20 protein-coding genes are annotated in these 25,406 nt (G+C 71.2%); 10 read left to right on the plus strand and 10 right to left on the minus strand.

Going from position 1 to position 25,406, the window contains the following annotated elements; genetic code table 11:
- Positions 1-80: 80 nt before the first annotated feature.
- Positions 81-1,589 (minus strand): oligosaccharide flippase family protein, encoded by a 1,509-nt coding sequence (locus tag ACTJK8_RS08985; protein ID WP_029358953.1) that lies wholly within the window; start codon positions 1,587-1,589, stop codon positions 81-83.
- A gap of 809 nt (positions 1,590-2,398) precedes the next feature.
- On the opposite strand from ACTJK8_RS08985, the gene ACTJK8_RS08990 reads away from it, so the two are divergent.
- Positions 2,399-3,325, plus strand: coding sequence for a glycosyltransferase family 2 protein (locus tag ACTJK8_RS08990; protein WP_024829362.1), 927 nt, complete (start codon positions 2,399-2,401; stop codon positions 3,323-3,325).
- A 52-nt stretch (positions 3,326-3,377) separates the two neighbouring features.
- Here the strand turns inward: ACTJK8_RS08990 and ACTJK8_RS08995 are convergent, their stop codons facing one another.
- From ACTJK8_RS08995 to ACTJK8_RS09010, 4 genes are all read right to left on the minus strand, one after another.
- Entirely contained in the window at positions 3,378-3,791 is a 414-nt protein-coding gene (locus tag ACTJK8_RS08995; RefSeq protein WP_012320288.1) for a DCC1-like thiol-disulfide oxidoreductase family protein, read from the minus strand.
- Entirely contained in the window at positions 3,788-5,467 is a 1,680-nt protein-coding gene (locus ACTJK8_RS09000; RefSeq protein ID WP_440761810.1) for a hypothetical protein, read from the minus strand. Before ACTJK8_RS09000 ends, ACTJK8_RS08995 begins: the two co-directional genes overlap by 4 nt.
- 297 nt (positions 5,468-5,764) lie before the next feature.
- Positions 5,765-6,517, minus strand: a complete 753-nt coding sequence (locus tag ACTJK8_RS09005) for a glycosyltransferase family 25 protein (RefSeq protein ID WP_012320286.1) — start codon at positions 6,515-6,517, stop codon at positions 5,765-5,767.
- A gap of 156 nt (positions 6,518-6,673) precedes the next feature.
- Entirely contained in the window at positions 6,674-8,011 is a 1,338-nt protein-coding gene (locus ACTJK8_RS09010) for an O-antigen ligase family protein (protein ID WP_440761811.1), read from the minus strand.
- A gap of 422 nt (positions 8,012-8,433) precedes the next feature.
- On the opposite strand from ACTJK8_RS09010, the gene ACTJK8_RS09015 reads away from it, so the two are divergent.
- The 3 genes from ACTJK8_RS09015 to ACTJK8_RS09025 all read left to right on the plus strand — a co-directional run bounded on the left by ACTJK8_RS09015 (position 8,434) and on the right by ACTJK8_RS09025 (position 13,293).
- Entirely contained in the window at positions 8,434-8,832 is a 399-nt protein-coding gene (locus ACTJK8_RS09015; RefSeq protein WP_012320284.1) for a hypothetical protein, read from the plus strand.
- 191 nt (positions 8,833-9,023) lie between these two features.
- Positions 9,024-10,133: an efflux RND transporter periplasmic adaptor subunit gene (locus tag ACTJK8_RS09020; protein WP_029358959.1), complete on the plus strand. Its 1,110-nt coding sequence runs from the start codon at positions 9,024-9,026 to the stop codon at positions 10,131-10,133.
- Positions 10,126-13,293 (plus strand): efflux RND transporter permease subunit, encoded by a 3,168-nt coding sequence (locus ACTJK8_RS09025; RefSeq protein WP_070999930.1) that lies wholly within the window; start codon positions 10,126-10,128, stop codon positions 13,291-13,293. Before ACTJK8_RS09020 ends, ACTJK8_RS09025 begins: the two co-directional genes overlap by 8 nt.
- A 42-nt stretch (positions 13,294-13,335) precedes the next feature.
- On the opposite strand, the gene ACTJK8_RS09030 is transcribed toward ACTJK8_RS09025, so the two are convergent.
- From ACTJK8_RS09030 to ACTJK8_RS09040, 3 genes are all read right to left on the minus strand, one after another.
- Positions 13,336-14,118 carry an ABC transporter ATP-binding protein gene (locus ACTJK8_RS09030; protein ID WP_012320281.1) on the minus strand — a complete coding sequence of 261 codons (783 nt, stop codon included), beginning with the start codon at positions 14,116-14,118 and terminating at the stop codon, positions 13,336-13,338.
- Positions 14,119-14,203: 85 nt separating this feature from the next.
- On the minus strand, positions 14,204-14,983 hold the full coding sequence (locus ACTJK8_RS09035) for an ABC transporter permease (RefSeq protein WP_234740673.1): 780 nt from the start codon (positions 14,981-14,983) through the stop codon (positions 14,204-14,206).
- A gap of 8 nt (positions 14,984-14,991) precedes the next feature.
- On the minus strand, positions 14,992-15,972 hold the full coding sequence (locus ACTJK8_RS09040; protein WP_012320279.1) for an aliphatic sulfonate ABC transporter substrate-binding protein: 981 nt from the start codon (positions 15,970-15,972) through the stop codon (positions 14,992-14,994).
- Positions 15,973-16,578: 606 nt separating this feature from the next.
- On the opposite strand from ACTJK8_RS09040, the gene ACTJK8_RS09045 reads away from it, so the two are divergent.
- From ACTJK8_RS09045 to ACTJK8_RS09070, 6 genes are all read left to right on the plus strand, one after another.
- Entirely contained in the window at positions 16,579-17,835 is a 1,257-nt protein-coding gene (locus ACTJK8_RS09045; RefSeq protein WP_012320278.1) for an NAD(P)/FAD-dependent oxidoreductase, read from the plus strand.
- A 255-nt stretch (positions 17,836-18,090) separates the two neighbouring features.
- Positions 18,091-18,768 carry a cell division protein DivIVA gene (locus ACTJK8_RS09050; protein ID WP_024829369.1) on the plus strand — a complete coding sequence of 226 codons (678 nt, stop codon included), beginning with the start codon at positions 18,091-18,093 and terminating at the stop codon, positions 18,766-18,768.
- 113 nt (positions 18,769-18,881) lie between these two features.
- On the plus strand, positions 18,882-19,127 hold the full coding sequence (locus tag ACTJK8_RS09055; protein WP_024829370.1) for a hypothetical protein: 246 nt from the start codon (positions 18,882-18,884) through the stop codon (positions 19,125-19,127).
- A gap of 857 nt (positions 19,128-19,984) precedes the next feature.
- On the plus strand, positions 19,985-20,515 hold the full coding sequence (locus ACTJK8_RS09060) for a DUF4188 domain-containing protein (RefSeq protein WP_287082334.1): 531 nt from the start codon (positions 19,985-19,987) through the stop codon (positions 20,513-20,515).
- Positions 20,516-20,651: 136 nt separating this feature from the next.
- A complete protein-coding gene (locus ACTJK8_RS09065) occupies positions 20,652-22,007 on the plus strand; it encodes an LLM class flavin-dependent oxidoreductase (RefSeq protein WP_012320274.1) in 1,356 nt (451 codons plus the stop codon).
- Between the two features lie 145 nt (positions 22,008-22,152).
- Positions 22,153-23,664: an HWE histidine kinase domain-containing protein gene (locus tag ACTJK8_RS09070; protein ID WP_012320273.1), complete on the plus strand. Its 1,512-nt coding sequence runs from the start codon at positions 22,153-22,155 to the stop codon at positions 23,662-23,664.
- A gap of 20 nt (positions 23,665-23,684) precedes the next feature.
- On the opposite strand, the gene ACTJK8_RS09075 is transcribed toward ACTJK8_RS09070, so the two are convergent.
- Positions 23,685-24,251 carry a cytochrome b gene (locus tag ACTJK8_RS09075; RefSeq protein ID WP_012320272.1) on the minus strand — a complete coding sequence of 189 codons (567 nt, stop codon included), beginning with the start codon at positions 24,249-24,251 and terminating at the stop codon, positions 23,685-23,687.
- Complete coding sequence (locus tag ACTJK8_RS09080; protein ID WP_063110433.1) at positions 24,248-25,396, minus strand: acyl-CoA dehydrogenase family protein; 1,149 nt, start codon at positions 25,394-25,396, stop codon at positions 24,248-24,250. The genes ACTJK8_RS09075 and ACTJK8_RS09080 overlap by 4 nt, the downstream gene beginning before the upstream one ends.
- Positions 25,397-25,406 lie beyond the last annotated feature (10 nt).

Here is a 25,406-nt window from a genome sequence, read left to right on the forward strand (position 1 = left end):
CGCTCCGGCGCGCGGAAGCGCAAGCGTGCGGCTGCTCTCGTCCTGGGTGGACGACCTGACGCTCGCGCCGCGGCGCGCCGCTAGAGGTCCGACACGGTCGTGGCCGGGCGGGCCGGGCGCATGTGCGCGAGTAGCAGGCGCGCTTCCGCGACCAGGGGATGGTCCAGGTACCAGAGGCCGCAGGCCCAGCCGGCGACCCCGGCGGCGATCGCGGCCGCGAGGCTCGGCAGCGGCGTCTCGGCCGACCATCCCCAAGCCGACATGACCAGGATGGCGGGTGCGACGGCGATCGCCGTCAGTGTGGCGGCGTGGAGGTAGATGGGGGCGTAGTCGCGCCTGAAGGTGTCGGTCATCCGCTCGAGATGCGGCCGATAGAGTCCCACGGCCAGGAGCGCCTCGCCGATCCGTGCCGCGCCCGCGCCGCCGAGGCCGAACAGGCAGCCGACGCTGAACATCACGAAGCCGGCGCCGTGGCGCAGGAACTCGAACCGCGCCTGGAGGGCGGTCTGATCCCGGATCAGGAACACCTCCCAGGTCATGCTGAGCGAACTCAGGACGATCGCGGCCACGGACAGCAGGCAGAAGGGCAGCGCCGCGCCGTCCCAGCCCGGACCGAGCAGGAGGCGCACGATCGGCCCGGCCAGGACGGCCGCGCCCGCGAAGGCCGGCCAGAGCAGCACGGTGATCATCCGCAGCGTGTGGAGGTAGCACGCGCGCAGGGACTGTCCGTTCCGCTGCTGATTCGCGAGGTCCACGAAGGTGATGCGGGTGATCACCACGTGGAGGTGGTCCCACATCAGGGTGTTGAGGCTCGCCGCGCGGGAGTAGAGGCCGAGGGCGCTGAGCCCGAGCATCCGCCCGAGGACGAGGTCGCCCATCCGGCCGGCGATCCCCGCGACCCCCGCGATGGCGAAGAGCCGGCCGCCGTAGGTCAGGATCTCGCGCCAGCCCGCGAGCCCGAGGCGCAGCGACACGTAGCGCAGCCCGAGGCCGTTCGCAGCCAGCGCCGCCGCGACGGCGCCCGCGGCCTGCCCGTAGGCCTGACTCATGTAGCTGAAGCCGAGGAGGGCCAGCGCCAGCATCGCGCCACTGGCGACGAGACCGCGCAGCATGTTGACCAGGGCCACGCCGCGGAAATTGCCGTGCCGCTCGATCATGGCGGCCGGGCGGAACTCCAGTGCGCCGACGAGGGGCACCACGGCGAGGATGGCGAGGGCGCGCTGGACCTCCGGCTCACCGAGGAGAACGCTGCCGAACACGCTGAAGGCCAGGATCAGGATCGCCGCCGCGCCCGACAGCATCAGGTTCACCGTGAAGACGCTCGCCAGCAGCGCCGCGTCCACCCGCTCCGCGCGGACGATGTAGCTCGATAGGCCGCAGGAGCGCAGCGTCGACAGCAGGCCCGCGATGGCGGCCGCGAGGCTGAAGATGCCGGTCTCGTGGGGGGTGAGCAGGCGCGCCAGGGCGAGCGAGGTACCGAACTGTGCCAGGAACAGGCCGCCCTGGCAGAATCCCATCCAGGCCAGGCTGCGGCGCTTCGAGAACGCGGGCGGCGCCGTCGCTTCCGGCCCCTCTCGGAGTTCTGCCATGGGATCCTTCGGACGCGACAGGGTGGAGGCGGCGCTGGCTGCGGCCAGGGCGCGATCGGTCAGAACGGTCTAACAATGCCCGGTCGACCGTGGCAGCTGGCCAATCGGAGGACCAGGCCCACGCCCGATGGCCGAGGCCAAGCGGGCCTGCCGTCAAGCTCTGGAGCCGCGGAGAGGCCTGAAACCTTCGGATTCCTGCCAGGGAAGAGCTGCCTCTTGCTGTATGGGGTGAGTAGAATCGGGGTGCGTCGATAGAGAAATCCAGGATCCGAGGTATCCATTCTTTATCGGCTGCTTCTGGTGCGGCTCGGGCTGTATGCATCGCGTTGTATCGCGATTTCGAAAAAATCGATCACATGAATGGTGCGCGGCTCGGACAGAATGATCTGCATCGGCGGGCGAAAGCTCTCGCGAATGATTTGAGGGCGCCGTCTCGGCGCGTCCGGGGCTGCTCTCTGATGCACTGGGCAGAGGAGAGATCGCGCATTTGTGGTGATAGACCGGCAAATTCTTGGGACGTATTTCTCGTCTCATGGGACGAGAAAAGCGAGATCGGGCGATCGTGGTCGGAGCAGGGGGCGGAGCTGATCTCTTTCTATAGTTCGCCAACGATGGGAGCAGCGGCCGCTTTGCCTCAGCAGCCGCGATTTTTTGCGACGCCACATCACCGAGATGTTTGGTTCCGCATCCAAAAGGCGTAGCCCGCCCTACGGCGCACGGATCAATGGAGTGCAATGATATTACTATACCTTGTCTGAAGCTTGTTTTATAAGTTCCCGGTCCTGGCAGTATTTTTGAGATAATGCCAAATGAAAGTCAGCTTTATCGTATGTACCCGGAACCGCGTTGCGTCCCTCTTGGAAACGCTCGGGTCGATGACGCGGGCGATCGAGGCCGCGCCGGGCGCTGAGGCCGAGATCATCGTCGTAGATAACGGGTCGAGGGACGGGACGGATACGGCGCTGAAGCGCTGGTCGGCCTCCGTGTCGACCGATCGTTTCGATGTTCTGCTCCTCGCGCAGTCGCGCCCGGGTGTTGCTGGGTCTCGAAACGCCGCGATCGCGCGTTCTTCCGGAGACATCATCGCGTTCATCGACGACGATTGCGTCGTGTCGGATCAGTATCTGCGAGACCTGATCGCGCACTATGCCGGTGACACGGAAAGCGTCATTCGCGGTGGCCGGGTCGAGCTGGGATCGCCGCAGGACATCGACTTCACCACGAAGACCGAGGCCCGGGCCAGCCGGCTGACGTACCCTGACCATCCCGGCGGCTTCGTCCACGGTTGCAACATGACCTGCAGCCGTGCCGTCATCGAGCGGATCGGCGGGTTCGACGCGGCCTTCGGCCCCGGAGCGACGTTCCGCGCGGCCGAGGATACGGATTTCATCTATCGCGGCTGGGCGGCCGGCGTGGCCGTCGAGTACGTGCCCGACATGAGCGTCAAGCACTTCCACGGGCGCCGGGATCACCGCACGATCGACCGACTGCACTGGAACTACCAGTTCGGCAACGGCGCGCTCTACGCCAAGCACATCGGCCGCAGCCCGTGGCTGATCAAGCACCTGTACTGGTCCGCCCGCAACGCCGCCCGCGAGCTGGTCGGGGGCCCGCGCTTCGACGCGCATCTCGGCCTGACGTGGCGCGCCATCGTGACCGCCAATCTGAGCGGCGTCCTGGCCTTCGCCTGGCACAGCGCGCGGACGCTGCTGACGCGCTCCACCGTCCGGGCCTAGACCCCTGCGCTCCGTCGGGCACGGCCGGAGCGCGGCTCGTGCAGTGGCCCGCTCAGCGGGTCGTCGCGCCGCCGGACTGCGCGAGGAGCGTCCGGCCGAGCATCAGTAGCGTGACGCGCCGTCCGAGCTTCATCGCCGGGTAGAGAAGCCGCGCACGACCGGGACTGCGCAGGAGTCGCGCGAGGAGCCGGCTGGCCACGCCCCGGTCGTCGCTGAGGCGCGACAGCAGGACGAGCGCGTCCGGGCCGTAGTACAGGTTCGCCCCGTGACGGACGACCATGCCCTCGTTGAGGTCGTACCCGCGCCGGGTGATCTCGTCGACCAGGGGACCGCCGCTCCGGGCGTCCACCAGGGCGACGGTGCCCACGGACCGGCGCAGGGCCATGAGGTGCACGTAGTTCGAGCAGAACGGACATTCGCCGTCGTAGACCACCGTCAGGGCGGCCTCGGTGGAGGGGGCGGTCATGGGGTCAGATCGATCCTGTGCTCGGCTTCGGACACCACGCGGCGGACGGTGACGCCGTCCTGCATGCTGAAGCAGACGGATTCGCGCCGATACACGTAGGCGACGATGTCGGCCATGGCGACCGTGTCGAAGCCGGCGGCATACTGGAGCGGCACGAAGAAGTGGTGCGGATAGAGCGCGTAGGGAAACAGGCCGGTCCTGTCGCGGATCGCGCTCACGAGGCGATGGTAGCCCCGGATATAGGCGTCCATCGCCGGCCCATCGATCTCGGTCTTCGCGTATTCCTGCCCCATGCCGTCCGGCGCGGTCAGGACGGGCACGTCGCAGGCCGTCGAGGCCGTGACCTTGCGGAACACCTGAGTCCCACCGTTCGGATTGTCGAGGGCGAAGGCGTGCGCGGCGTCGGGCGCGCCGTAGGCCATGTGGGCGAACGGGTAGGAGTAGAAGGTGAAGAAGTTGGTCGGCACGTAGTGCCGCTGGCCGTTCCGGTCGATCGCCTCGAAGTACATCTTGTTGTTGGCCAAGGTGTCGTACCAGCCGAGCCAGGCCTGGGTCATGAAGGTGTTGCCGGTCAGGATGAACAGCACCGACAGGATCCCGACCGAGACCGGCGGGCGCTCGTAGTGCCGGCTGACGACGACGGCAGCGATGGCGAGGTTCAGCATGATCCAGGGGGCGAAGTTGGCGCCCATGAGCACGATGATCGACAGGTGCATCACGTCGAAGCCGAGCAGGAGCAGCAGCAGCCAGCGGCGCGGCATCAGGATCCCCACCAGGGCGATACCCTGCCCGAACAGGATGAGCGTGTTCGTCAGCGCGCTCGAATGGCTCAGGATCATCCGCATCGCCTCCACCAGCACGGGCCAGCCCGCGTAGGGGACGTGATTGTTGTCGAGGCCGACGACGAAGATCTTGCCGGGATCGTTGTTGAGCAGCCAGGAGAGCGGGCCCTCGTCGAGCGTGACCTTGGCGAGGAACGAGGAATAGTAGTTGCCGAGGTGGATGCTGATCGCCGCCGCGATCAGAACCTTCGAGAACATCGTGCTGGCCGCCGCGACGTCCGCCCGCGCCGAGGCGCCCAGGCCGGGCCAGTCGCGGATCCGCGCGGTCATGTGGGCCACCAGGAGGCCGGCGACGAGGCAGAAGCTCACCTCCGCCAGCGGCAGCACGTCGATGATGTGGCCGTGCCAGAGGCCGGTGACCCGGATGACCGCCTGCTTGCTCCAGACCAGATAGGTGGCGCTGATCAGGGCGAGGGAGGGCCAGCGCAGGCAGAGTACACCCCCGGCCACGGCCGCGACCCAGAGCACCGCGATGGCGCCGACGGCGACGGTCGCCTTGGCACCCGGGAGGACGATGGGGAAGAGCGGATAGTGGATCAGCGCGTACCCGCCCGCGATCGCGCCGATCATCTGCAGCAGCCGGACCGCGGCGAGATCGGCGGCGGCGAAGCGCACCCGCGTCATCGCGAGGGCCAGCGCCACAGGGAGCACCACCCCGTAGTAATTGTTGATCGCCGTGACGCCGTGCGAGATCTTCAGCAGGGCCAGCAGGCCGCCGATCTGCGCGACCAGGATCAGGTAATAGCGCGCCCGGTCCACCACCGGCCGGACGAGGCGTCTCAGGGCTGAGTCGAGGGACTTGTCCGTGCCGGTGATCGGGAGCGAGCTGCTCATCGTCTGTCTTCCGCCGCGCTGGTGCGACCGCCGCCGTTGGAGGCGACGACCTCATCCCCAAGGGCCCGCGACGACGGGGCGGCCAGCGGCCGAACGGGTCCCTCCGTCATACGGGCGTCTCGAGGAGGGCCCGCCGCGGACGAGTCCTGCCGCCGCGGGCTCCTGCCTCGCCGGTGAGCTTGGCATTTCACGGGGGTGTGAGGAGCCGCAAAGAGGGGGATCGCCCCTACGCCTTTCGGTCATCCCGGCCGTCTGAAGTCCAGGCACACGCGGCCGCACCGCGGAGCGGGACGCGCGTCAGCGCGGCGCCTGTCCCGCCAGGGGGGAGGTCTCGTCGACGAACGTCATCTTGGCGGCGAGGCGCGCCGCCAGGATCCGTCGCCGCGCGGTGAACAGGGGCCTGAGGAGGGCGCTGCCCTTCAGGAAGGCCGCGATCCTGGAGCGGGACGTGAAGATGGTCGACTCGAAGGGCTGCCGGGAGACGGCGTTCGGGACGAGCGCGCGACCGCGTGTCAGGGCGCCGCGCTCGAAGAAGTAGCTCCAGTTGTCCGACGTCACCGCGACCGGTCGGTTCGCGCGCAGGATCCCCTCGGCCGCCGCCCGGGTGATGACGTAGGCCGCGGCCGTGCCGAGGCTGCTCATGTCCATGGGCAGGCACAGCCGGTGCTCGCCGACGGTCACGGCGCCGACCGAGCTGAACGCGCCGACCGTCTCGGCCCAGTTGAAGAGCAGGACGACGTCGCCGGGCCGCAAGGCGGCCTCGATGCCGGCCACGATCTGATGGATCTGCGGCGGCAGGACGACGTCATCCTCGACGATGAGGGCGTGGGGCAGGTCGAGCGCGATCATCCGCTCGTAGGCGCTCATGTGGGACAGCGCGCACCCGATCTGACCGGCGGTCAGGTCGGGCTGGAACGGGGCGTTCGGATCCGGGACCGGGCCTTCGTAGCCTGTGATCTCGCAGTGCCGCCCCCAAACGGCGGCGAGGTGCCGGGTCAGATAGGCGTGCCGTTCGCGGAACCGGGGCAGGGAGATCCCGAAGCAGTACATCGTCGTCACCTCTGATGGGGCCTGTCCGACCGGCCGCGGCGACCGCGTTCGGCGCCCGTGATTCTTCCCGATCAGGACCTTCGACCCCGATCGAGATCTTCGACGCCGGCCGTTCGGGGCCCCGCCGCGGGTCGGGCGCCGCTCAGGGCTGGCGGGTCAGTCGCGGGTGATCGGTTCGCTCCCGTCGATGGTCGGTGACCGCACCACCGGCAGGATCGCCGCGAGGAGGAGCTGGTGGAGACCGTGATTGACGAAGAGCGGGCACTCGAAACACACCAGGACGAAGAGCTGGCTCATGAACAGGATCGGCCAAGCCTCGACGTAGCCGGAGGAGCGCGCGAAATCGGCGATCACCCGGCGTGCGGTGTCGAGCAGCGCGACCGTGAAGAGGATCACGCCGACGATCCCGAACGCCACGGCCGTGTCGATGAAGTTGTTGTGGAAGAACCACAGCTTCTGCTTCATGACAAAGTGCAGGTAGGCGGCCGTGGTGACCGGGCTCTCCCAATAGGCTTTGTAGCCGATGCCGATGAGCGGCTCGCGCCAGAACTGGTCGAGGCCGAACTGCCAGAGGACGGTTCGGCCGGTCAGCGTGGTGTCCTTGCCGAGATCGGACAGAAGGCTCGCCGAGATGTCGGCCCCGCGCGCGGCGGCGACGAGGATCCCGACACCCGCCAGGGCGATGGCGATGCCGAGGCAGAAGCCGGTCACGTGCTTGCCCTGCCGCCACGCGAAGATCGCGGCGAGCGGCATCAGCCCCGCGGTGGCCGCCACCAGGGCCGTGGCCGAGTGCGTCGCCAGGAGGAGCGCCAGGGCGAGACAGAAGCCGAACGCGGTCAGGAGACGGTTCCATCCCTGCAGGAAGAGGCAGGCCGCGCAGAGGATCTGAAGGCTCGACAGGGAACCGAGGACGTTCTTGTGCGAGTAGATCCCGGCCCAGTTGCCGTCGGTCCCGCGCGTCAGGGCCGGCGCCGCCACCGTGAGGAAGGCCGACAGAAGCTGCCCGGCCAGCAGGCCCAGGAAGACGATCCTGACCAGGCGGGACAGACCCATGGTCGTCCGCAGGGTGATGCCGGCCACGATCGTCGCGAGCAGCTGGAGTCCGTGATAGGCGGAGAGGCCGGGCGTCAGGGACCAGAGGGCCGACGCGATCGCGAGGAGCGGCCAGCTGAGCAGCAGCAGGCGGCTGCCGAACAGGGTGGCGACGAGGTCGCGGCGCAGGACCAGGAACGCGAAGGCGATCAGGTCGGTGCCGATCCAGACGGCCTTGTCGACGCCCGGCAGCTTGATCTGCTCGCCGACCACCGGCGCGAAGAGGAACAGGACGATCCACGCCGCGGCGGCCACGCCGAGCCGGGGCATCGCGTCGACGCCTTCACCCGCGCCCCCGGCACCCGCCCAACGGTGATCCGGCCCGTACGGCCCGAGCGGCGACCACGCGAGGCCGCTCGCATGGCTCGGTCCAAGGCTCGCCAAGTCTCGTGGAAACGCCATCGCTCGATCTCGGACGCCCGGGGTGAGGCAGTGTCCCGTCCGCCCTGCGGTCGGACACCGCTCGGGGCTGCCGCGGACACGCCCCCTCGCGAGTCGACGCTAGTCCGGGCATTTCGAACTCAGAACTCGACCAAACGAGGTAGCGGCGGCTCGCGGAGGGCGCGGGCCCGGAAGGCCGCGACGGGACACGCTGCCGAAGCGACCGCCGTGGCGGGATAAGATGCCGCAGCCCGTGGTCGCAGCCGCGACGTCGAATCGACCGTGCCGCTGCGGGTATTGTCTTTTTTCATACGATTCAAGCTTGTCCGACGCTCCGCAATAGCGCGATCGGCGGTCAGCATTTCGCGGAACTTGGGAATCGTGGCGGAACTCTTGGGACGATTAGGCATTTGGCAGTTCGATAAATCCTGGAGGAGCGTTTGATGAAGGTCTCTCGTCTGTCCGGCGCGGTTGCGCTTCTGGCCCTCATTGCCGGTCCCGCCCTCGCGGCGCCGTGCAACACCGGAACCACAAAGTCGAAGACCCCCGATCAGCAGGCTTCGAATCCCAAGAGCTCCGACGTCGACAAGTCGAGCAAGAACCTCGCTGGCGGCAACCAGCCGGCCTCGCCGGGCACCGTCGGCGCCATGAACAACGCGGGCGCCACGCAGACGGCCGATCGTCAGGCGCAGACCGACGCCGGCTCCAAGTCGAATTCGACCGACCCGGCCGCCGCGAATCTGGCCGGTGGTCAGCAGCCGGCTTCCCCCGGCACGGTCGGTGCCATGAACAAGGCCGCCGCCGATCGGCAGACTGCCCCGGTATCCGGCGACGATTGCTGATCTGACCCGACCTTTCCCGGCACGTTGAGAGCCCGCCTCGCACCGTCGAGGCGGGCTCTCGCGTGCCTGCCCGCGCTCCGGACAAACCCACAGCCAGACTCCCGCCTGACGGTTTGAGCCGGCCACGTTCGGGTGTATTCGGCACCGAAACCGGGTAGATTCGGCAATCGGGCCAGGGGGAGGATCGCGACGTGAGTGGTCGCCGGGCGCTGCTGCTCATCGGAGGGATCCTGCTGGCCGCGGCCGGTCTCGCTGTCACGCCGACGGGCGAACGCCTTCGCGCCGATGCCGGCCCGGTGGTCGCGGAGGTGCGGGCGCGCGTCGCGGCGCTGATCCCCGCACGGCGGGACGATACGTCCACGGCCGCGCAGCTGCCGGCGCCGCGCACCGCCATCGAGGACGGCCGGACCCTGGTCCGGCTGACGCCGGCCGAGCGCGCGCGGATCGGCCTCGTCGCCGAGGCGCGACCCGCCATCCTTCACCGACAGGAATTGACCGCCTACGGCAGCGTCCTCGATCTCGCCCGCATCACCGAACTGACCAACAGCTACGCGGGCGCCGTGGCGGCGCTCCAGACGGCCCGCGCCCGGGTCGAGGTCTCGGCCAGCGCCGCCCGCCGCGCGCGGACTCTCGGGGCCGGGGTGGTGGCGGTGGCGCAGATCGAGACCGCCGAGGGCACGCTCCTGACCGATCAGGCGTCGGTCACCGCGGCGGAGTCGCAGGTGCGCACCCTCGCGGCGACGGCGCGCCAGGAATGGGGCCCTGTGCTCGGCAAGGCGATCATCGAGCGGTCGCCCCTGGTGACGCGCCTGATCGAGCGGACCGACTTCCTCGTGCAGGTGACGCTGCCACCGGGGGAGACTCTGCCGGAGGCGCCGCGGGCCGCTTTCGCCGAGGTGCCACCGCAGAGCGAGCGGGTCGCCCTGCGACTGGTCTCGCCGGCGACGCGGACCGATCCGCGGATCCAGGGGCAGAGCTTCTTCTACCTCGTCTCCGGCGACAGCGGCCTCCTGCCCGGGACCAGCACGATGGCGTTCCTGGCGGCGCCGCGGGCGGTGAAGGGCGTGCTCGTGCCGGAGGACGCCGTCGTCCACGGGGAGGGCGGGACCTGGGTGTATCGCGGGGCCGGCGACGGCGCCTTCGTGCGCCATCCGGTGCGGCCGGACGCCCCGATGTCGGCCGATGCCTTCGTGGTCGAGGATCTGCCGGACGGCAGCGAGATCGTGCTGCGGGGCGCGCAGGCCCTGCTCTCGGAGGAGATGAAGAGCCGCATCCGCGTCGTGGGCGACGACGATGATTGAGCCCCCCGCTGCCGCCGGCCGCGGCGGTCCGCAGGCGGCCCTCGTCGGCTTCGCCGTCCGGTTGCCCAAGGTGGTGCTGGCGCTGGCCTGCGCGGTCCTGGTCTTCGGCCTCTACGCCCTCGCGGGGGCGCGCTACGACGTGTTCCCGGAATTCGCGCCGCCGACCGTCACGATCCAGACCGAGGCGCCGGGCCTCGATTCGGAGCAGGTCGAGGTGCTGGTCACGCAGCCCGTGGAGGTGGCGGTCGGCGGCCTGCCGGGCCTGGAGACTTTGCGCTCCACCTCGATCCAGGGCCTGTCGGTGATCACCGCCGCGTTCCGGCCAGGCAGCGACGTCGACCGGATCCGCCAGCGGGTCAACGAGCGCCTGGCGGCTCTCGCCGGCCGCATGCCGGACGGGGTCGCGGCGCCCGCCATGACCCCGCTGACCTCCTCGACGCTGACCGTGCTCCTCGTCGGGCTCACCTCCGAGACCCGCGACGCCATGGACCTGCGCCAGGTCGCTGAATGGACCGTGCGCCGACGTCTCCAGGGGGTGCCCGGCATCGCCCAGGTCTCGCTCTACGGCGGGGGCGTCCGCGCCCTGCAGGTCCAGGTCCGCCCCGACGACCTGATCCGCTTCCAGATCGGCCTCAACGACGTCCTGGCGGCCGCCCGGAAGGGGACCGGTGTGCGCGGGGCGGGATTCGTCGACACGCCGAACCAGCGCGTCCTGCTCCGGACCGAGGGGCAGTCGCTCACCCCGGAAGCGCTCGGGCAGATCGTGCTCCACAACGACGGCGGGGCGAGCGTGGTCCTCTCGGACGTGGCGACCGTCACGGCCGCGCCCGAGCCGGCGATCAGCGCGGCCCTCGTGGACGGCAAGCCCGGCGTGCTGCTGATGGTCGGCGCCCAGGTGGGCGTCGATACACGCGCCGTGACTGCCCGCCTGGAGGCGGCCCTCGACGAGTTGCGGCCGGTCCTGAAGCGCGAGGGCGTGAGCGTGCGGGCCGACCTGTTCCGGCCGGCGAACTTCGTGGACGTCGCCACCGGCAACGTGATCCAGGCGCTGGCGCTCGGCGGCGTGCTGGTGGTGGTCGTGCTCCTCGTCTTCCTGGCGGACTGGCGGGCCGCGCTGATCAGCGCGACGGCGATCCCGCTGTCGCTGATCGCCGCCGCGCTCGCCCTCCAGGCCTGGGGCGAGAGCCTCAACACGATGACGCTCGGCGGGCTGGCCCTGGCCATTGGCGAGGTGGTCGACGACGCGGTCATCGGCGTCGAGAACGTCTCGCGCCGGCTGCGGGAGGCGCGGGGCGGACGGCGCGGCCTGCCCCGCGTGGTGCTGGCCGCGATGCTGGAGGTGCGGACCTCGGTCGCCTACGCGACCCTCGCGGTGATCCTGATGTTCCTGCCGGTCCTGGCGCTGACCGGCGTCGCCGGCCGCCTGTTCGGGCCGCTGGCGCTCGCCTACATCGCGGCCGTCGTCGCCTCGCTCCTCGTGGCGCTCACGGTCACGCCGGCCTTGGCGCTCCTGCTCCTCGGAGGCCGCATGGCGCGCGACACGGGCGCGGCGCCGCCCGACCCGCCCGTGGTGCGCTGGAGCCGCGCCGCCTACCTGCGGTTGCTCGCCGGGATCGGGCGGGTGCCGCGGATCGCGATGGCGGGCGCCCTGCTGGTCACCCTCGCGGGGGCCGCCATCCTGCCGACCCTCGGCGCGGTGTTCCTCCCTGACCTGAAGGAGGGGCACATGATCCTGCACATGGTGGCCATTCCCGGCACCTCCCTGCAGGAATCGCAGCGGCTCGGCACGCTGATCACCGGCGACCTGAAGGACATATCGGGCGTGCGCGCCGTGGCGGCGCAGATCGGACGGGCCGAGGCCGCCGAGGATACCGCCGGGCCGCATTACAGCGAGATCCACATCGACCTGGAGCCGGGCCTCGACGGCGCCGCCCAGCGCCGGGTCGAGGCGGCCATCCGGCAGCTGATCGCCGGCTTCCCGGGGGCGGCGTTCTCGCTGAAGACCTTCCTCACCGAGCGCATCGAGGAGACCGTCTCGGGCTTCACCGCGCCGGTCGTCGTCAACGTGGTCGGCAGCGACCTCGACCGGATCGAGGCCGTGGCCCGCTCGGTGGCGCAGGAGCTCTCGGAGGTGAAGGGCGCCCGGGATGTCCAGCAGGCCTCGCCGGCCGGGCTGCCGCAGGTCACGGTGGCGCTGCGACCGGTGGACCTGCGGCACTGGGGGCTCGATCCCGTGGAGGTGCTGGAGGCGGTGCGCACAGCCTACCAGGGCGACACGGTCGGTCAGACCTATCGCGGCAACGCCGTGTTCAACGTGCTGGTGATCCTCGACGCGCGCGTGCGGGACCGCCTCAGCGCGGTGGGCGACCTGCCCCTGCGGGCGCCCGGCGGACGCTACGTCCGGCTGTCCCAGGTCGCCGACGTCTACGAGAGCGCCGGACGCTACCAGGTCCAGCACCTCGGCGCGCAGCGGGTGCAGGCGGTGACGGCCAACGTCGCCGACCGCGACGTGGCGGGCTTCGTGGCGGCGGCCAAGCGCAAGATCGCCCGCGAGGTTCGGCTGCCGGAGGGCGTCTACGTCACCTTCTCGGGTGCCGCCGAGGCGCAGGCGGCCGCCCGCCGCGACCTGCTGGTCCATGCCGGGATGGCCGGCTTCGGCATCGTGGTGCTCCTGGCCATCGTCACCGGCTCCGCGGCGAACCTGCTCCTGGTCCTCGTCAACCTGCCCTTCGCCTTCGTGGGCGGCGTGGCGGCCGCGGCGCTCACCGGCGGGGTGCTGTCGCTGGGCTCGATCGTCGGCTTCGTGACCCTGTCGGGCATCTCGTTGCGCAACAGCGTGATGATGATCGCCCATTACGAGCAGATGGTCACCCGGAACGGGCGGCCGTGGGACGCCGCCACGGCGGCGGAGGGCGCCGCGGACCGGATGGTTCCGATCCTGATGACCTCCTTGGTCACGGGCCTCGGCCTGCTGCCGCTGGCGCTCGGCGCCGGTGAACCCGGCCGCGAGATCGAGGGCCCGATGGCCCTCGTGATTCTCGGCGGCCTCGTCACCTCGACGGTGCTGAACCTGCTGATCCTGCCGGTGATGGCGCTGCGGTACGCCCGGTTCCGCCACCAGGACCCCGCGGATCTGGAACTGACGGCGGTCGGGTCCTGAGGGCGCGCCCGGCCGGCGCCGGCTGACGGGCCCCCGCTGGCCCTACCACCAGCTCGCACGGGTCTCGGGAGCGGGCGGCCGGCTGCTCGCGGCCGGGCGCAGGGAGTGGTCGAGCGCGGCCAGCACGCGGCGCACGGCCTCCTCGTAGGTCGCGGCCACCGGCTCGCGCGGCCGGGCGAGCCCGATCGGGACGGTCTCGTCGAGGCGCCCGGGCCGCGGGCGCATCACCACCACCCGGTCGGCCAGGGTGACGGCCTCCCCGACATCGTGCGTGACGATCAGGATCGTCGGCTTCGACTCGGCCCAGAGATCGAGGAGCTGGTCGTGCAGCCCCTTCCGGGTGAATGCGTCGAGGGCGGAGAACGGTTCGTCGAGGAGCAGCACCCGTGGGCGCGCCACGAAAGCCCGGGCGATCGCCACGCGCTGCTGCTGACCGCCGGACAGCTCGCGCGGCCAGCGGCCGCCGTGCTCGGCGAGCCCGACGCGCTCCAGGGCGTGCGCGACGCGGGCGCGGCGCTCGGACCGGGACAGGTCGGCGAGGCCGAAGCCGACGTTGCCGGCCACGTCGAGCCAGGGCAGCAGGCGCGGCTCCTGGAAGACGACGCCGACGCTCGGATGGGGCGCGCGGATCGGCTCGCCGTCGACCGCGACGGCACCCGCGCTCGCGTGGTCGAGCCCCGCGATCAGCCGGAGCAGCGTCGTCTTCCCGCAGCCCGAGCCGCCGATCAGCGCGACGATCTCGCCCTGCTTCACCGACAGGTCGATGCCCGACAGCGCCTGCGTGCCGTCCGCGTAGGTCTTGGAGAGGACGTCGACGGTCAGCACGGGCGTCTCTCGGCGGGCGTGGCGTGGGGGTCGCGTCGCGGGGCGCCCTCCCGGCCCGCGGCGCGCGTCCGCACCGGTGCGGCGGTCACAGGCTGTCCCGCACGGTATCCTGCCACCGGGTCAGGGGGCCGGTCAGGGCGACCAGGGCCATGTCGGCCGCCTTGCCGACGAGGGCGAAGGCGATGATCGCCGCCACGATCTGGTCGGGCTTGCTGAACTGCTGACCGTCCACCAGCAGGTAGCCGAGCCCCTCCGAGGCGCCCATCAGCTCCGCCGCCACGACGAACAGGAAGCCGAGGCCGAGCCCCGTGCGCAGGCCCACCAGGGTCGCCGGCAGCACGGCCGGCAGCAGGATCCGGCGGGCGAGGGCGAGCCGCGACAGCCGGAAGATCCGGCCGACCTCGACCAGCTTGCGGTCCACCGAGGCGATCGCGCCGGAGACACCGACATAAACGGGGAAGAACACGCCCACGGCGATCAGCAGCACCTTCGGTGTCTCCAGGATGCCGAACCACAGGATGAAGAGCGGCACCCAGGCGAGCGACGGGACGGCCCGCAGCGCCTGCAGGCTCGGGTCGAGGAGCCAGCGCAGCGGCGGGACCGTGGCGACGAGGGCCCCGGCCAGGATGCCGGCCGCCGCGCCGCACAGGAAACCGAGCCCGACCCGCACGAGGGTCGCCTCGACATGCATCCAGAGGTCGCCCGAGACGGCCAGCCCCCAGAGGGTCGCGGCGATCCGGCTCGGCGGCGGGAGCAGCCGCCCGGACGCCGCCCCGCTGGCGACCGCGATCTCCCAGCCGATCGCCAGTATGAGCGGCAGGAGCAGGCCCAGTCCGGCGCGACCGCCCCGCCGCAGCAGCGGCACGCGGCCGCTCACTGTCCGGCGACGGGATTGAAGCGCGTGTCGAGCAGGCCGTCGACGGACGCGGACACGTCGGTGCCCGCCGGGATGATCCCGGCCTGCTGGAGGGCGGTGCCGGCCGCCTTGATCGACTGCGCCTGGGCGGCGCCGATCGCCGGCTGGGACAGGTCGGTCCGCTCGAGCTGCCGGGCGATCACCGGCTCGGGCAGCTTGGTGGCCGCGACGAGGGCGGCTGACAGGGCCTGCGGGTTGGCCAGGGCGTGAGCGCGCGCCCGCTCGTAGGCGGCGATCACCGTCCGGACGAGGTCGGGATGGGCCGTCGCGAAGTCCTCCCGGACGTCGAGCAGACCCCAGGTGTTCGCCGCGGCGTCGCGGTAGAACAGGACGTCGCCGTTCTCGATCTCGGCCGCCGCCATCATCGGGTCGAGGCCGGCCCAGGCATCGACGTCGCCGCGGTCGAGGGCGGTCCGTCCGTCCGCGTGCTGCAGCAGCACGAGCTTGGCGTCGCGCTCGGTGAGGCCGGCGCCCTGGAGCGCGCGGATCAGGAAGATGTGCGGGTCGGTGCCCCGGGTGACGGCGACGCGCTTGCCCTTCAGGTCGGCGGGCTTGGTGATGCCGCTGTCCTTGCGGGTGACGAGCGCCGTCCACTCGGGGCGCGAGTAGGCGTAGATCGCCTTGATCGGGTTGCCGTTGATCCGGGCCACGAGGGCCGCGGCGCCGGCCGCCGACCCGAAATCGATGGCCCCGGCGTTCAGGAACTCGAGCGCCTTGTTGGAGCCGAGCGACTGGACCCAGCGGACCTTGATGCCCCGCGGCGCCAGCGCCTCCTCGAGGAAGCCCTTGTCCTTCAGGAGCAGGCCGACCGGGTTGTAGGTCGCCCAGTCCAGGCGGATCTCCTTCGGATCGTCGGCCCGGGCCTCGCGCGTCGCGAGCGCGCCGATGCAGGCCAGGGCGACGCTGGCGGCCAGAAGGGATCGGCGGGTGGTGCGCATGGTCGGGCCTGATGTCGTGGCGAAACGGAGGGCGGGGGGCGGGGCCGGCGCGGGGCAGCGGACCCGCGTCGCGGCGCGGTCCCGAGCGGTCTCGTCCGGGCGGCTGGGTTCAGGGACGCGGCGCGGTCGGCGCGTCGATCGGACGAACGTGTCCGGTGCGTGCGAGATCCGGAATGGCCCCGATCCCGCGACCCGCGCCGACACGTTTCCCGGCTCCGGGATCGCGACCGGTCCGCCCCTGCGTCTTCATCGTACCTGCGCGGCCCTCGGCGTAACTGTGAATACAAGATCCTGTCGGCCGGTCGCGGAGTCAACAAAAGGGCTTTCTCTACTTGGCGGTGCCGGAGCAAGAATTTTCGGTCGTCCGACCGGGGACGAGAAGAATCTACGCGCCGCGCGGCGGCACCGCGCCTCCCGCACTGTCGTGAGACCGCGGCTGCGGGCTGACACGCCGTTCCGGCTCGACGCAGGCGCGCCGCAGCGCGGGCTGCACGACAGGCGTTGGACTGTTCGAAGCCGTAGCCGAGCGATTTAAGGCAGTAACCGTTGCTGCGAGGCCGAGCGACGTGCAGAGTTCGATGCCCCGGGCGCGCGCGGAGCTCTGCTATGGTCTCGAGAATCGTCGTGATCGGCGGCGGCTTCGCCGGTCTCTGGGCCGCCGCCGCGGCCGCGCGCGCGCGGACCGAGTTCGGCCTCGACGACCGGATCGCGGTCACGGTGATCGCGCCGGACGGGTTCCACGTCATCCGGGTCCGCTGCTACGAGACCGATCTCAGCGCCCTGCGCGTGCCCCTCGACGACGTCCTCGGACCGATCGGCGTGCATCGCCGCGCGGGGCGCGCGATCGACATCGACCCTGCGGCACGCACGGTCACGGTCGAGTCCGCCGCGCCATCCGGCGGCGTCGACACGCTGGCGTATGACCGCCTCATCCTGGCCGCCGGAAGCCTGCTGCTGCGGCCCGATATCCCGGGTATCGGCGACGCCTTCGATGTCGACACCTTCGCGGGGGCTCAGGCCCTATCGGCGCATCTCGATCGCCTCGGCGACGCGGGCCGTCCTGACCAGACCGGCCGCTGGACCGCCGTCGTCATCGGCGGCGGTCTGGTGGGACTGGAGCTCGCCTGCGAGCTGCCCGTCCGGCTCGCCGCTGCCCGCGACCGGGTCGGGGCGACGGGGCCGGTCCGCACCTTCCTGATCGACCAAGCGGAGGAGATCGGGAGCGCCATGGGCGCGGCCGCCCTGCCGGCGATCCGCGAGGCTTTGAGCGGGGCCGGCGTGACCTGCGTCGGCGGTGCGAGAGTCGCCGCCATCGATCGCGCCGGTGTGACGCTGGCGGACGGAACGCACCTGCCCGCCTGGACGAGTGTCTGCGCCACCGGCATGCGGGCGAACCCGCTGGGCGCGACGCTCGACGTCCCGCGCGACACGCTCGGCCGCGTGCCGGTCGACGCCTTCCTGGCCGTCGAGGGGCTGGCCGACATCTACGCGGCCGGTGACGTCGCCTCGGCGGCGGCCGACGATGCCGGCCATCGCACGGTGATGTCGTGCCAGCACGCCCGGCCGATGGGCCGGTTCGCCGGCTACAACGCCGTCTGCGATCTCGCCGGCCGGCCGGAGCGGCGGCTGCGCTTCGCCGCGCCCGACTACGTCACCGTGCTCGATCTGGGCGCCTGGGGAGCGGTCTACACCTCCGGCTGGGATCGCGGCACGCTGGTCTCGTCCGGCGCCGCCGCGAAGGCAACGAAGCGGATCATCAACGGCACGCGGATCTATCCGCCCCTCGACCGCGACGCTGCGGCCATCCTGGCCGCGGCCGCGCCAATCATCCAGGCTGCGCCCGCGACCCGGGCGGGGCAATGATGCCGGCGTGCCTGCGCCGGGTTCGGCTTACCGGTCTCCGGCGGCAGTGACGCTGGCGAAAGCGCTCGTGAGGCGCCAAACACCGCGGACGATCGGACGGAGCATTGTCGAGCCAGCCAGCTACGACCTGCCGAGACTGATAGGTGTCAATCGAGCCGGCCCGGAGTTCGGCCTGCAGACGGCGGGTTAACTGTCCATTAACCATACCAGAGATTGTATTGGCCGTCGATAAAATCCCGCCAGGGTAGAGCCATCATGGTCGCGGCCCCCACAGCCACATGGTCCCATATCCTCACGCAGGTCGCCGACAGCCTGGACCGCTTCGTCGAAGAATCGTCCGCCGAGATCGCGAAGCTCAAGCCGTCCTTCGATACGGTCGGAGTGCCGGCCGGATCCACCGCGCTACACATCGAGGAGGTCGCGCATCCGCCGATCTTGCCGGAACCCGCGGTCAACGACGCGGGCCCCGCGGCGGCCCCCTCAGATCCCGAGGCGGTGTCGGATTGGATGAGCACGCTCGACATCATCAACGGCATGGCCGGCCGCGCCGAAGCGCAGAAGCAGCGTCTGCAGGAGCAGAGGACATCGCACGAAGCCGCCCTGGCCGCCGCGCAGCGCGCGCTGGCGGAGACGCAGCACCGCCTGCACCTGTCCGAGATGCGCGTCCGCGAGGTCGAGGCCCGCTCCGATATCCGGCTGCAGCGAGTCCAGGCCGAGGCCGATGCCCAGGTGCAGGACATCCGCGCGGAGGCCGAGGCCCGGGTTCGGACGATCCGCGCCGAGGCGGAGGCCTGGGTTCGGGCCGCCGAGGAGCAGGTCCGCGTCGCCGACCTGCGCGCCGAAACGGCGGAGAAGTGGCTCGGCCGGATCGACGCGGCCGCCAAGGCCCTTCTTCTGGGCAGCCACGGGCGCCGCGGACCTTCGAGAGCCTGAGGCCGAATGCCGGGGCCGAGCCCGTGTCGGCGCCAGGCCGCCCGCCCCACCGGCGCGCCGCTTCCCGGCGCCGGCCGGAGCCCGGTATCGGACGTCCAGCCCGAAGAAGGATCGTGGCGATTGCCTGTTCGGCCGAAGCCGCGCGCCGGTTCAGCCCGTGGGGCGCGTCGATCCGGCTGGTCGCCGCCGTGGCGGTCGCCGCCGCGCTGCCCCTCTGCGGCTGCGTGTCCACCCCCGCGCCGACCGCCGACATCGCCGTGGCGGACCCTTCGGCGTCGCACCAGGCGGCGACGATGCGGCCCGGTCCGGACATCGACGCGAGCCCGTCCGGATGGCGCCTGCGGCTCACCCGTCTCTAGGCGCGGTCCGGCCACGGCTCGGCTCCAGGATCGGCCTTCGTCAGGCCCTGCCGGCTGTCCGAGCGCGGCGCGCGACGTTCCCGACACGGACTATCTCAACGGAGACGCTGCTGCATCGCCGGATCCTGACGTCTGGCGCGAACCCATCGCGCGGCGTGTCGAAGGCCTCGAACCGTCGGCGCGGTGACCCGCGGCCGGTTCACGCGGTGGTGGCCGGGCGCGCGAGGGCCGGCGGGCCGCCACCCAACCGCGGCATCCTCCGGCGCGCACCCGGACCGGGCTGCTGGACCACCCGGGCCGTGCGCCTCGCATCGACGCGCCGGGCGGCGTCGCACCGCGTGACCCTCGAGTCTTACAAACTGTTCATGTCGTCGAAGGCAAATCGTCAGATGAAGAGGGCAACCCAAGAGACGTCGAGGAATTGACCGGCTGTAGCAAGCCTGAAGATCTTGCCGGGCCCGACAGGGGCCGATCTCTCAGAGAGAGTCGAGACAATGACTGATCCTGGCACCTTCCGCGAAGCCCTTCTCGCTGTGGTTGTCTTGGGAGGAGGGGCTTTCATGGTGGAGCAGTACATCCGGATCCGGGCATGGCCTCGGTCCCGGCCAGACCGCGCGGATGGCGGTGAGCGCGCGCGCTGAGGCGCGCGCCATCCGGATTTGTCCCGCGGACGCGCGCGCGGCGGATTCCGGTTCGACCGGAGGCCGCGCCCGCGACCGGGCCGTGTCCATGAGCTGCTGAGAGTTGGCCGATACTGGCAGGCGCTCCAGGTTGTAGCCGCCATGCCGGGCGAATATTGCTGAAAGTCGATATCGTCGCGTATTCTTGGCGCCCACGGCCGACCGGATCGGCCCGCGATGGAAGGCGCGATCATGGGCGCGAACCGGCGAGACGCGGTTCCGGACTTCTCGGGATACCCGGATCTCGTCGTGATCTATCTGGGCATGAAGGTCCGGACCCTGGCCGGCGTGAAGACACTGCTCGGCTTCGGCCCCCGGATCGACAGGGTCGGCGCTGCGCGGCCGGAGGGATTGCTGCACTACGAGAACAACATCATCTTCAGCCTGCGCCCGCTGCATGTCGGCATGCGCTGGTACTGGCGCGACATCGACAGCATGGTCGCGTGGTCCAAGTCCGAGCCGCACCGGATCTGGTGGCGGGATTTCCTGCGGGACACGCGCGGCGTCGGCATCTGGCACGAGACCTACCACATGCGCGGCGGCATGGAGGCGATCTATCACGACGTCGCCGAGCCAGTCGGATTCTCGGCCTTCATGCCGATGCAGGAGGCCCGGGGCTCCCTGGTGGCGCGGCACGGACGGTACGCCTCCTCGGACCTGCGCGATCTTCCCGCCGACAACGCGCCGGACGCCTCCGTCCCGCGCTGACGCGCTGCCCGCCGCATCTGCCGGACTTCCACCGCGCACCCGCGACGGGCCGCGGGCGGGCGGGGCGGGGTTCGCCCCGGCGGGCGGGTCGGCTAGACACCGGCCCGTGCGAGAGGCACGGAGCGGATCAGGCACGATGACGGTCGGTTCGATGAGACAGGGCACCCTGCGCCTCGGCGCGTTCTTCTACGCGACCGGCCACCACGTCGCCGGCTGGCGCCATCCGTCCAGCGAGGCCGACGGCGGCCTCGTCCTGGAGCGCTATGTCGGCTGGGCGCAGCGGGCCGAGGCCGCGAAATTCGACCTCATCTTCCTCGAGGACGGGAGCGGGATCCGCGACCTCGACCTGCGATCGAGCGAGCGCACCGCGCGCTCGACCCATTTCGAGCCCCTGACGCTGCTGTCGGCCCTCGCGGCGGTGACGAGCCGGATCGGTCTCGTCGCCACCACCTCCACCAGCTTCAACGAGCCCTTCAACGTCGCGCGCCGGTTCGCCTCCCTCGACCATCTCAGCGGCGGGCGCGCCGGCTGGAACCTCGTGACCTCCGCGACCGACGCGGAGGCGGCGAATTTCGGCGGCGACCGGATCGACCGCCATGCCGACCGCTACGAGCGTGCCGAGGAGTTCGCGGACGTGGTCCTCGGCCTGTGGAACACCTGGGACGACGGCGCCGTGATCATCGATCGCGCGAGCGGCCAGTTCTCGAAGCCGGACGGCTTCCGCCCGCTGAACCATCGGGGCAAGCATTTCGAGGTCCGCGGACCGCTCAACATCTCGCGCACGCCGCAGGGCCAGCCCGTGCTGGTGCAGGCCGGCTCGTCGGGGCCCGGCAAGGATCTCGCGGCGCGCACCGCCGAGATCGTGTTCACGGCGAACCAGACGCTGGAGGAGGCGGTGGCCTTCTACGGCGACCTGAAGGAGCGCATGGCCCGGTTCGGCCGCGCGCCCGACGACCTGAAGGTCATGCCGGGCCTGTTCCCCGTCGTCGGCCGCAGCGAGTCCGAGGCGCGGGCGAAGTTCGACGCCCTGCAGGATCTCATCGATCCCGTCGTCGGCCTCGCGTTGCTCGGTCGCATGATCGGCGGCCACGACCTGTCGGGCTACGACCCAGACGGGCCCGTCCCGGAACTGCCCGAGACCGACGGCATCAAGTCGCGCCAGCAGCTGATGGTCGACCTCGCGCGGCGCGAAGGCCTGACCCTGCGCCAGCTCTACCTGCGCATCGCCGGGGCGCGCGGCCACTCGCAGATCGTCGGCACGCCCGCCCAGATCGCGGACGAGATGGAGGCACGGTTCCGCGCCGGCGGGGCGGACGGCTTCAACATCATGCCGCCGACGCTGCCCGGAGGCCTCGACGACTTCATCGCGCTGGTCCTGCCGGAGCTGCGGCGGCGCGGCCTGTTCCGGACCGAGTACGAGGGCCGGACCCTGCGGGACCATCTCGGCTCGCGGCCGCCGGCAGGGTTCGGTCCCGGTCGGGCCACGGTGTAGCGGCCGGGGGCTTCCCGCTCGACCCGGTCCAGATCGGGCGAGGCGTCGCGGTGCACCTGCGGCGTCTCGGCCCGCGTGACGGTTGCGCACAAGCGATCCGCGCTGTGGTACAGCCACGCGACAAGGGCCGAGGGCCGCCATCGGTATGTCGTGGCAGGGGCGACGGGCATTGACGGATCAGCAGGAACGCACGCGCTTCGAGGCGGAATTCGCCCGCACCGACGCGAGTACCGACCCCTTCGTCTCCGCCGTGCGGGCGACGCGGATGCCGATGCTGATCACCGATCCCCATCAGCCGGACAACCCCATCGTCTTCGTCAACGCCGCCTTCTCGAAGCTGACCGGGTACCGCCACGACGAGATCATCGGCCGGAACTGCCGGTTCCTGCAGGGGGCCGAAACTAACAAGGCCGACATCGCGAAGATCAGGGCGGCGATCGCCCGCCGCGTGCCGATCGAGATCGAGCTCCTGAACCACAAGAAGAGCGGCGAGGTCTTCTGGAACCGCCTCCTGATCTCGCCGGTCTTCGATCGCGACGGAGAGCTCACCTACTTCTTCGCGTCGCAGTTCGACGTGACGCTGGAGCGGGAGAAGCTCGCGCGGATGCAGCGCGACCGGGAGGCGCTCGAGCGGGAGGTGGAGCGCCGCACCGGCGATCTCACCCGCAGCGAGGAGCGGCTGCGGTTCATCCTGAAGGCCGGACGATTCGGATCGTGGACCCTCGATCTCGCCGACATGCGGCTCGTGGCCTCCGACGCCTGCAAGGAGAATTTCGGGCGGGCGCCGGGCGAGCCGTTCAGCTACGAGGACCTGATCGCCGCGATCGATCCCGAGGACCGGCCCCGCATGCAGGCGGCGGTGCAGACCTCGATCCGCGAGCACAGCGACTACGACATCGAGTACCGGGCGCGCACGCCCGGCGGTGAGCTGCGCTGGCTGCAGATCCGCGGTCAGACCTTCTACGACTCGGTCGGCCAGCCGCTGAGCATGGCCGGCGTCTCCATCGACGTGACCGAGCGCAAGCGCGCGGAGGAGCATCGCACGCTCCTGGCCGACGAGCTGAACCACCGGGTGAAGAACTCGATGGCGACCATGCAGTCGATCGCGCACCAGACCCTGCGCAACGCCGCGTCCCTTGAGGAGGCGCACAGGACCCTCGACGCGCGGCTGCACTCCCTCTCGGCGGCACACGACGTCCTGACCCGCGAGAGCTGGATCGGGGCCACGCTGAACGTCATCGTGGAGGGCACTCTCCAGGCATTCCGGGGCGGCGCGAGCCAGCGCTTCCTGATCAACGGCCCGGACGTGTGGCTGACGCCGCGCCTGACCCTCGCCTTCACGATGGCGCTGCACGAACTGGCGACCAACGCGGTGAAGTACGGCGCCCTGTCGAACGACCGGGGGCGGGTGATCCTGAACTGGGACGTGGTGGATGGGGCGACGCCGGCCCATCTCTGGTTCCGGTGGGAGGAGGTCGGCGGACCCGCGGTGACGGCGCCGGCCCGCGGCGGTTTCGGCACGCGGCTCATCGAGCGGGCGCTGGCCGCCGAGATGGGTGGCTCGGCGGAGATCGAGTACCGCGCCCACGGCGTGGTGTTCACGCTGAACGCGCCGCTGCCCGACCGGGCGCCCGCCGCGGCGGAGGCAAAAGCCTGAGGCGCGCGCGGCGCCACCGGTCAGGTCATGCGCGTCAGGACGGCCTCGTTCCAGAGCCTGCGGTGCAGGATCGCCATCGCGGCGTGGCCGAGCACGACGGCCAGGAGCGCGAAGCCCAGCCAGTAGTGGAGCAGATCGGCGGGCAGCATCATCCACTCGATCTTCGTCTCGCGCCCCGGCATCACCGGGACGCCGTAGGGCGTGAAGGGCTTGCCCGATCCGTACTGGCGCAGCAGCGCGAGGCTCGGCACCAGGACCATCAGGAGATAGATCAGGCCGTGACCGGCCGCGACGGCGCGCCCCGGCGCGCCCGGATGGGCGGGGCGCCGGTGAAGGTTGGCGAGGCCCCAGACCCCGCGCAGCAGCACGAGCACGAACAGGGTGAAGCCGAGCGTGAAGTGGCTGCCGCCGACGAGGCGCGTCAGCGCCGTGTCGCCGATCGTGACGTAGAGCAGCGCGCCCGCGAATTGCCAGGCGAACAAGGCGGCCATCAGCCAGTGGAAACCGCGACTCACGCGGCCGTAGCGCTCGGGCGTGTCCAGCCAGACGGCCCGCGGTGCGGTGGTGGGACGTCCCGGCCCCGTCACGCGGCGTTCTCGGTCCACAGGTCACCGGCCATGCCGGCGCTCCGCAGGATCTCGGAGGCCGCGCTGGTGAGCGCACGATCCGGCCCGGGCTGGCGCAGGTAGGTGGCGAGATCGCGCGACAGCCGCTCCAGCGGATGGCCGCGCAGGAAGCCCTGCAGGCCGACCGAGCGCTGGGCCAGCTGGAGCACGTCGAGGCCGGCCCGTTCGACCGCGAGGCGGACCAGATTGATGTAGGCGACGACGCGCTCCGGCGGCATCGCCGCGTCCGACGCGATCTGCGCCCCGCGCTCGACCCAGAGCCGCGCGCCCTCGACCGCGATGGCGCCCTCGCCGAGGCGCGCCAGCTGGTGCGGGTCGCCGCCCCGGCCGAGGCGGTCCAGATGGCCGCGCCAGGCATCGTACACCGCCTCGATGCCGCCGAGCTGCACCGCCGCGAATCGCCACGCGCCGCCCGAGAAGGCCGGTTGCCGGAAGTAATCGTCGGGCGCGCCCAGGATCTGATCGGCGTCGAACGCGAGCCCGGTGAAGTCGACGGTGCCGGTCGCCGAGGCGCGCATGCCCTGCGCCCGCCAGGCCGCGAGGTCGGCCCGCGTGCCGGCCTCGATCGGCACCACCATCATCGCCGTGCCGGCCTGTGCCGGATGCCCCGCGGTGACGAGGGCGCGGGTGACGAAGCCGGCGCCCGACGCATAGGTCTTCACGCCGCGGAGATGGCCGCTGGCGTCCGAGGCCTCGATCCGCAGGCCGCCTTCGCCCGGCTCGGTGTTCCAGACACCGAACAGGTGGCCGGCGCGCGCGTCCGCGAACAGGCGGACGCGCTGGGCGGGCGCGCCGTACCGGGCGATGAGCTGGAGGGCGTTGACGTGGCCCTCGTAGAGCCGGCCGAGGGCGAGGCTCCCGTAGCCGACCAGCCGCAGAACCTCCGCCAGGGCACTGCCACCCGGCTCCGTCCCCAGGCCCGCGCCGCCGTGATCCACCGGGACGGGCGCGGCGAGCAGACCCAGGCGGGCGAGATCGGCGATGTCGTCCTGCGGGAAGCCGTGGTCGTGATCCTGGGCGTCGGCCCGCGCGGGCGCCGCCGCGGCGATCGCGCGGGCGGCCGCCGCGGAATCGTAGATGGGGTCCAGGCGGGTCCATTGATCCATGCGCCTGTCT

This window comes from Methylobacterium sp. 22177, from assembly GCF_052045615.1.
GTDB classification, from domain to species: domain Bacteria; phylum Pseudomonadota; class Alphaproteobacteria; order Rhizobiales; family Beijerinckiaceae; genus Methylobacterium; species Methylobacterium radiotolerans.

Bases quoted from the DNA above. Each gene is read 5' to 3' on its own strand.
- ACTJK8_RS08985 (WP_029358953.1), bottom strand. From the start codon at position 1,589: ATGGCAGAACTCCGAGAGGGGCCGGAAGCGACGGCGCCGCCCGCGTTC.
- ACTJK8_RS08990 (WP_024829362.1), top strand. From the start codon at position 2,399: ATGAAAGTCAGCTTTATCGTATGTACCCGGAACCGCGTTGCGTCCCTC.
- ACTJK8_RS08995 (WP_012320288.1), bottom strand. From the start codon at position 3,791: ATGACCGCCCCCTCCACCGAGGCCGCCCTGACGGTGGTCTACGACGGC.
- ACTJK8_RS09000 (WP_440761810.1), bottom strand. From the start codon at position 5,467: ATGAGCAGCTCGCTCCCGATCACCGGCACGGACAAGTCCCTCGACTCA.
- ACTJK8_RS09005 (WP_012320286.1), bottom strand. From the start codon at position 6,517: ATGTACTGCTTCGGGATCTCCCTGCCCCGGTTCCGCGAACGGCACGCC.
- ACTJK8_RS09010 (WP_440761811.1), bottom strand. From the start codon at position 8,011: ATGGCGTTTCCACGAGACTTGGCGAGCCTTGGACCGAGCCATGCGAGC.
- ACTJK8_RS09015 (WP_012320284.1), top strand. From the start codon at position 8,434: ATGAAGGTCTCTCGTCTGTCCGGCGCGGTTGCGCTTCTGGCCCTCATT.
- ACTJK8_RS09025 (WP_070999930.1), top strand. From the start codon at position 10,126: ATGATTGAGCCCCCCGCTGCCGCCGGCCGCGGCGGTCCGCAGGCGGCC.
- ACTJK8_RS09040 (WP_012320279.1), bottom strand. From the start codon at position 15,972: ATGCGCACCACCCGCCGATCCCTTCTGGCCGCCAGCGTCGCCCTGGCC.
- ACTJK8_RS09045 (WP_012320278.1), top strand. From the start codon at position 16,579: ATGGTCTCGAGAATCGTCGTGATCGGCGGCGGCTTCGCCGGTCTCTGG.
- ACTJK8_RS09050 (WP_024829369.1), top strand. From the start codon at position 18,091: ATGGTCGCGGCCCCCACAGCCACATGGTCCCATATCCTCACGCAGGTC.
- ACTJK8_RS09060 (WP_287082334.1), top strand. From the start codon at position 19,985: ATGGAAGGCGCGATCATGGGCGCGAACCGGCGAGACGCGGTTCCGGAC.
- ACTJK8_RS09065 (WP_012320274.1), top strand. From the start codon at position 20,652: ATGACGGTCGGTTCGATGAGACAGGGCACCCTGCGCCTCGGCGCGTTC.
- ACTJK8_RS09070 (WP_012320273.1), top strand. From the start codon at position 22,153: ATGTCGTGGCAGGGGCGACGGGCATTGACGGATCAGCAGGAACGCACG.
- ACTJK8_RS09080 (WP_063110433.1), bottom strand. From the start codon at position 25,396: ATGGATCAATGGACCCGCCTGGACCCCATCTACGATTCCGCGGCGGCC.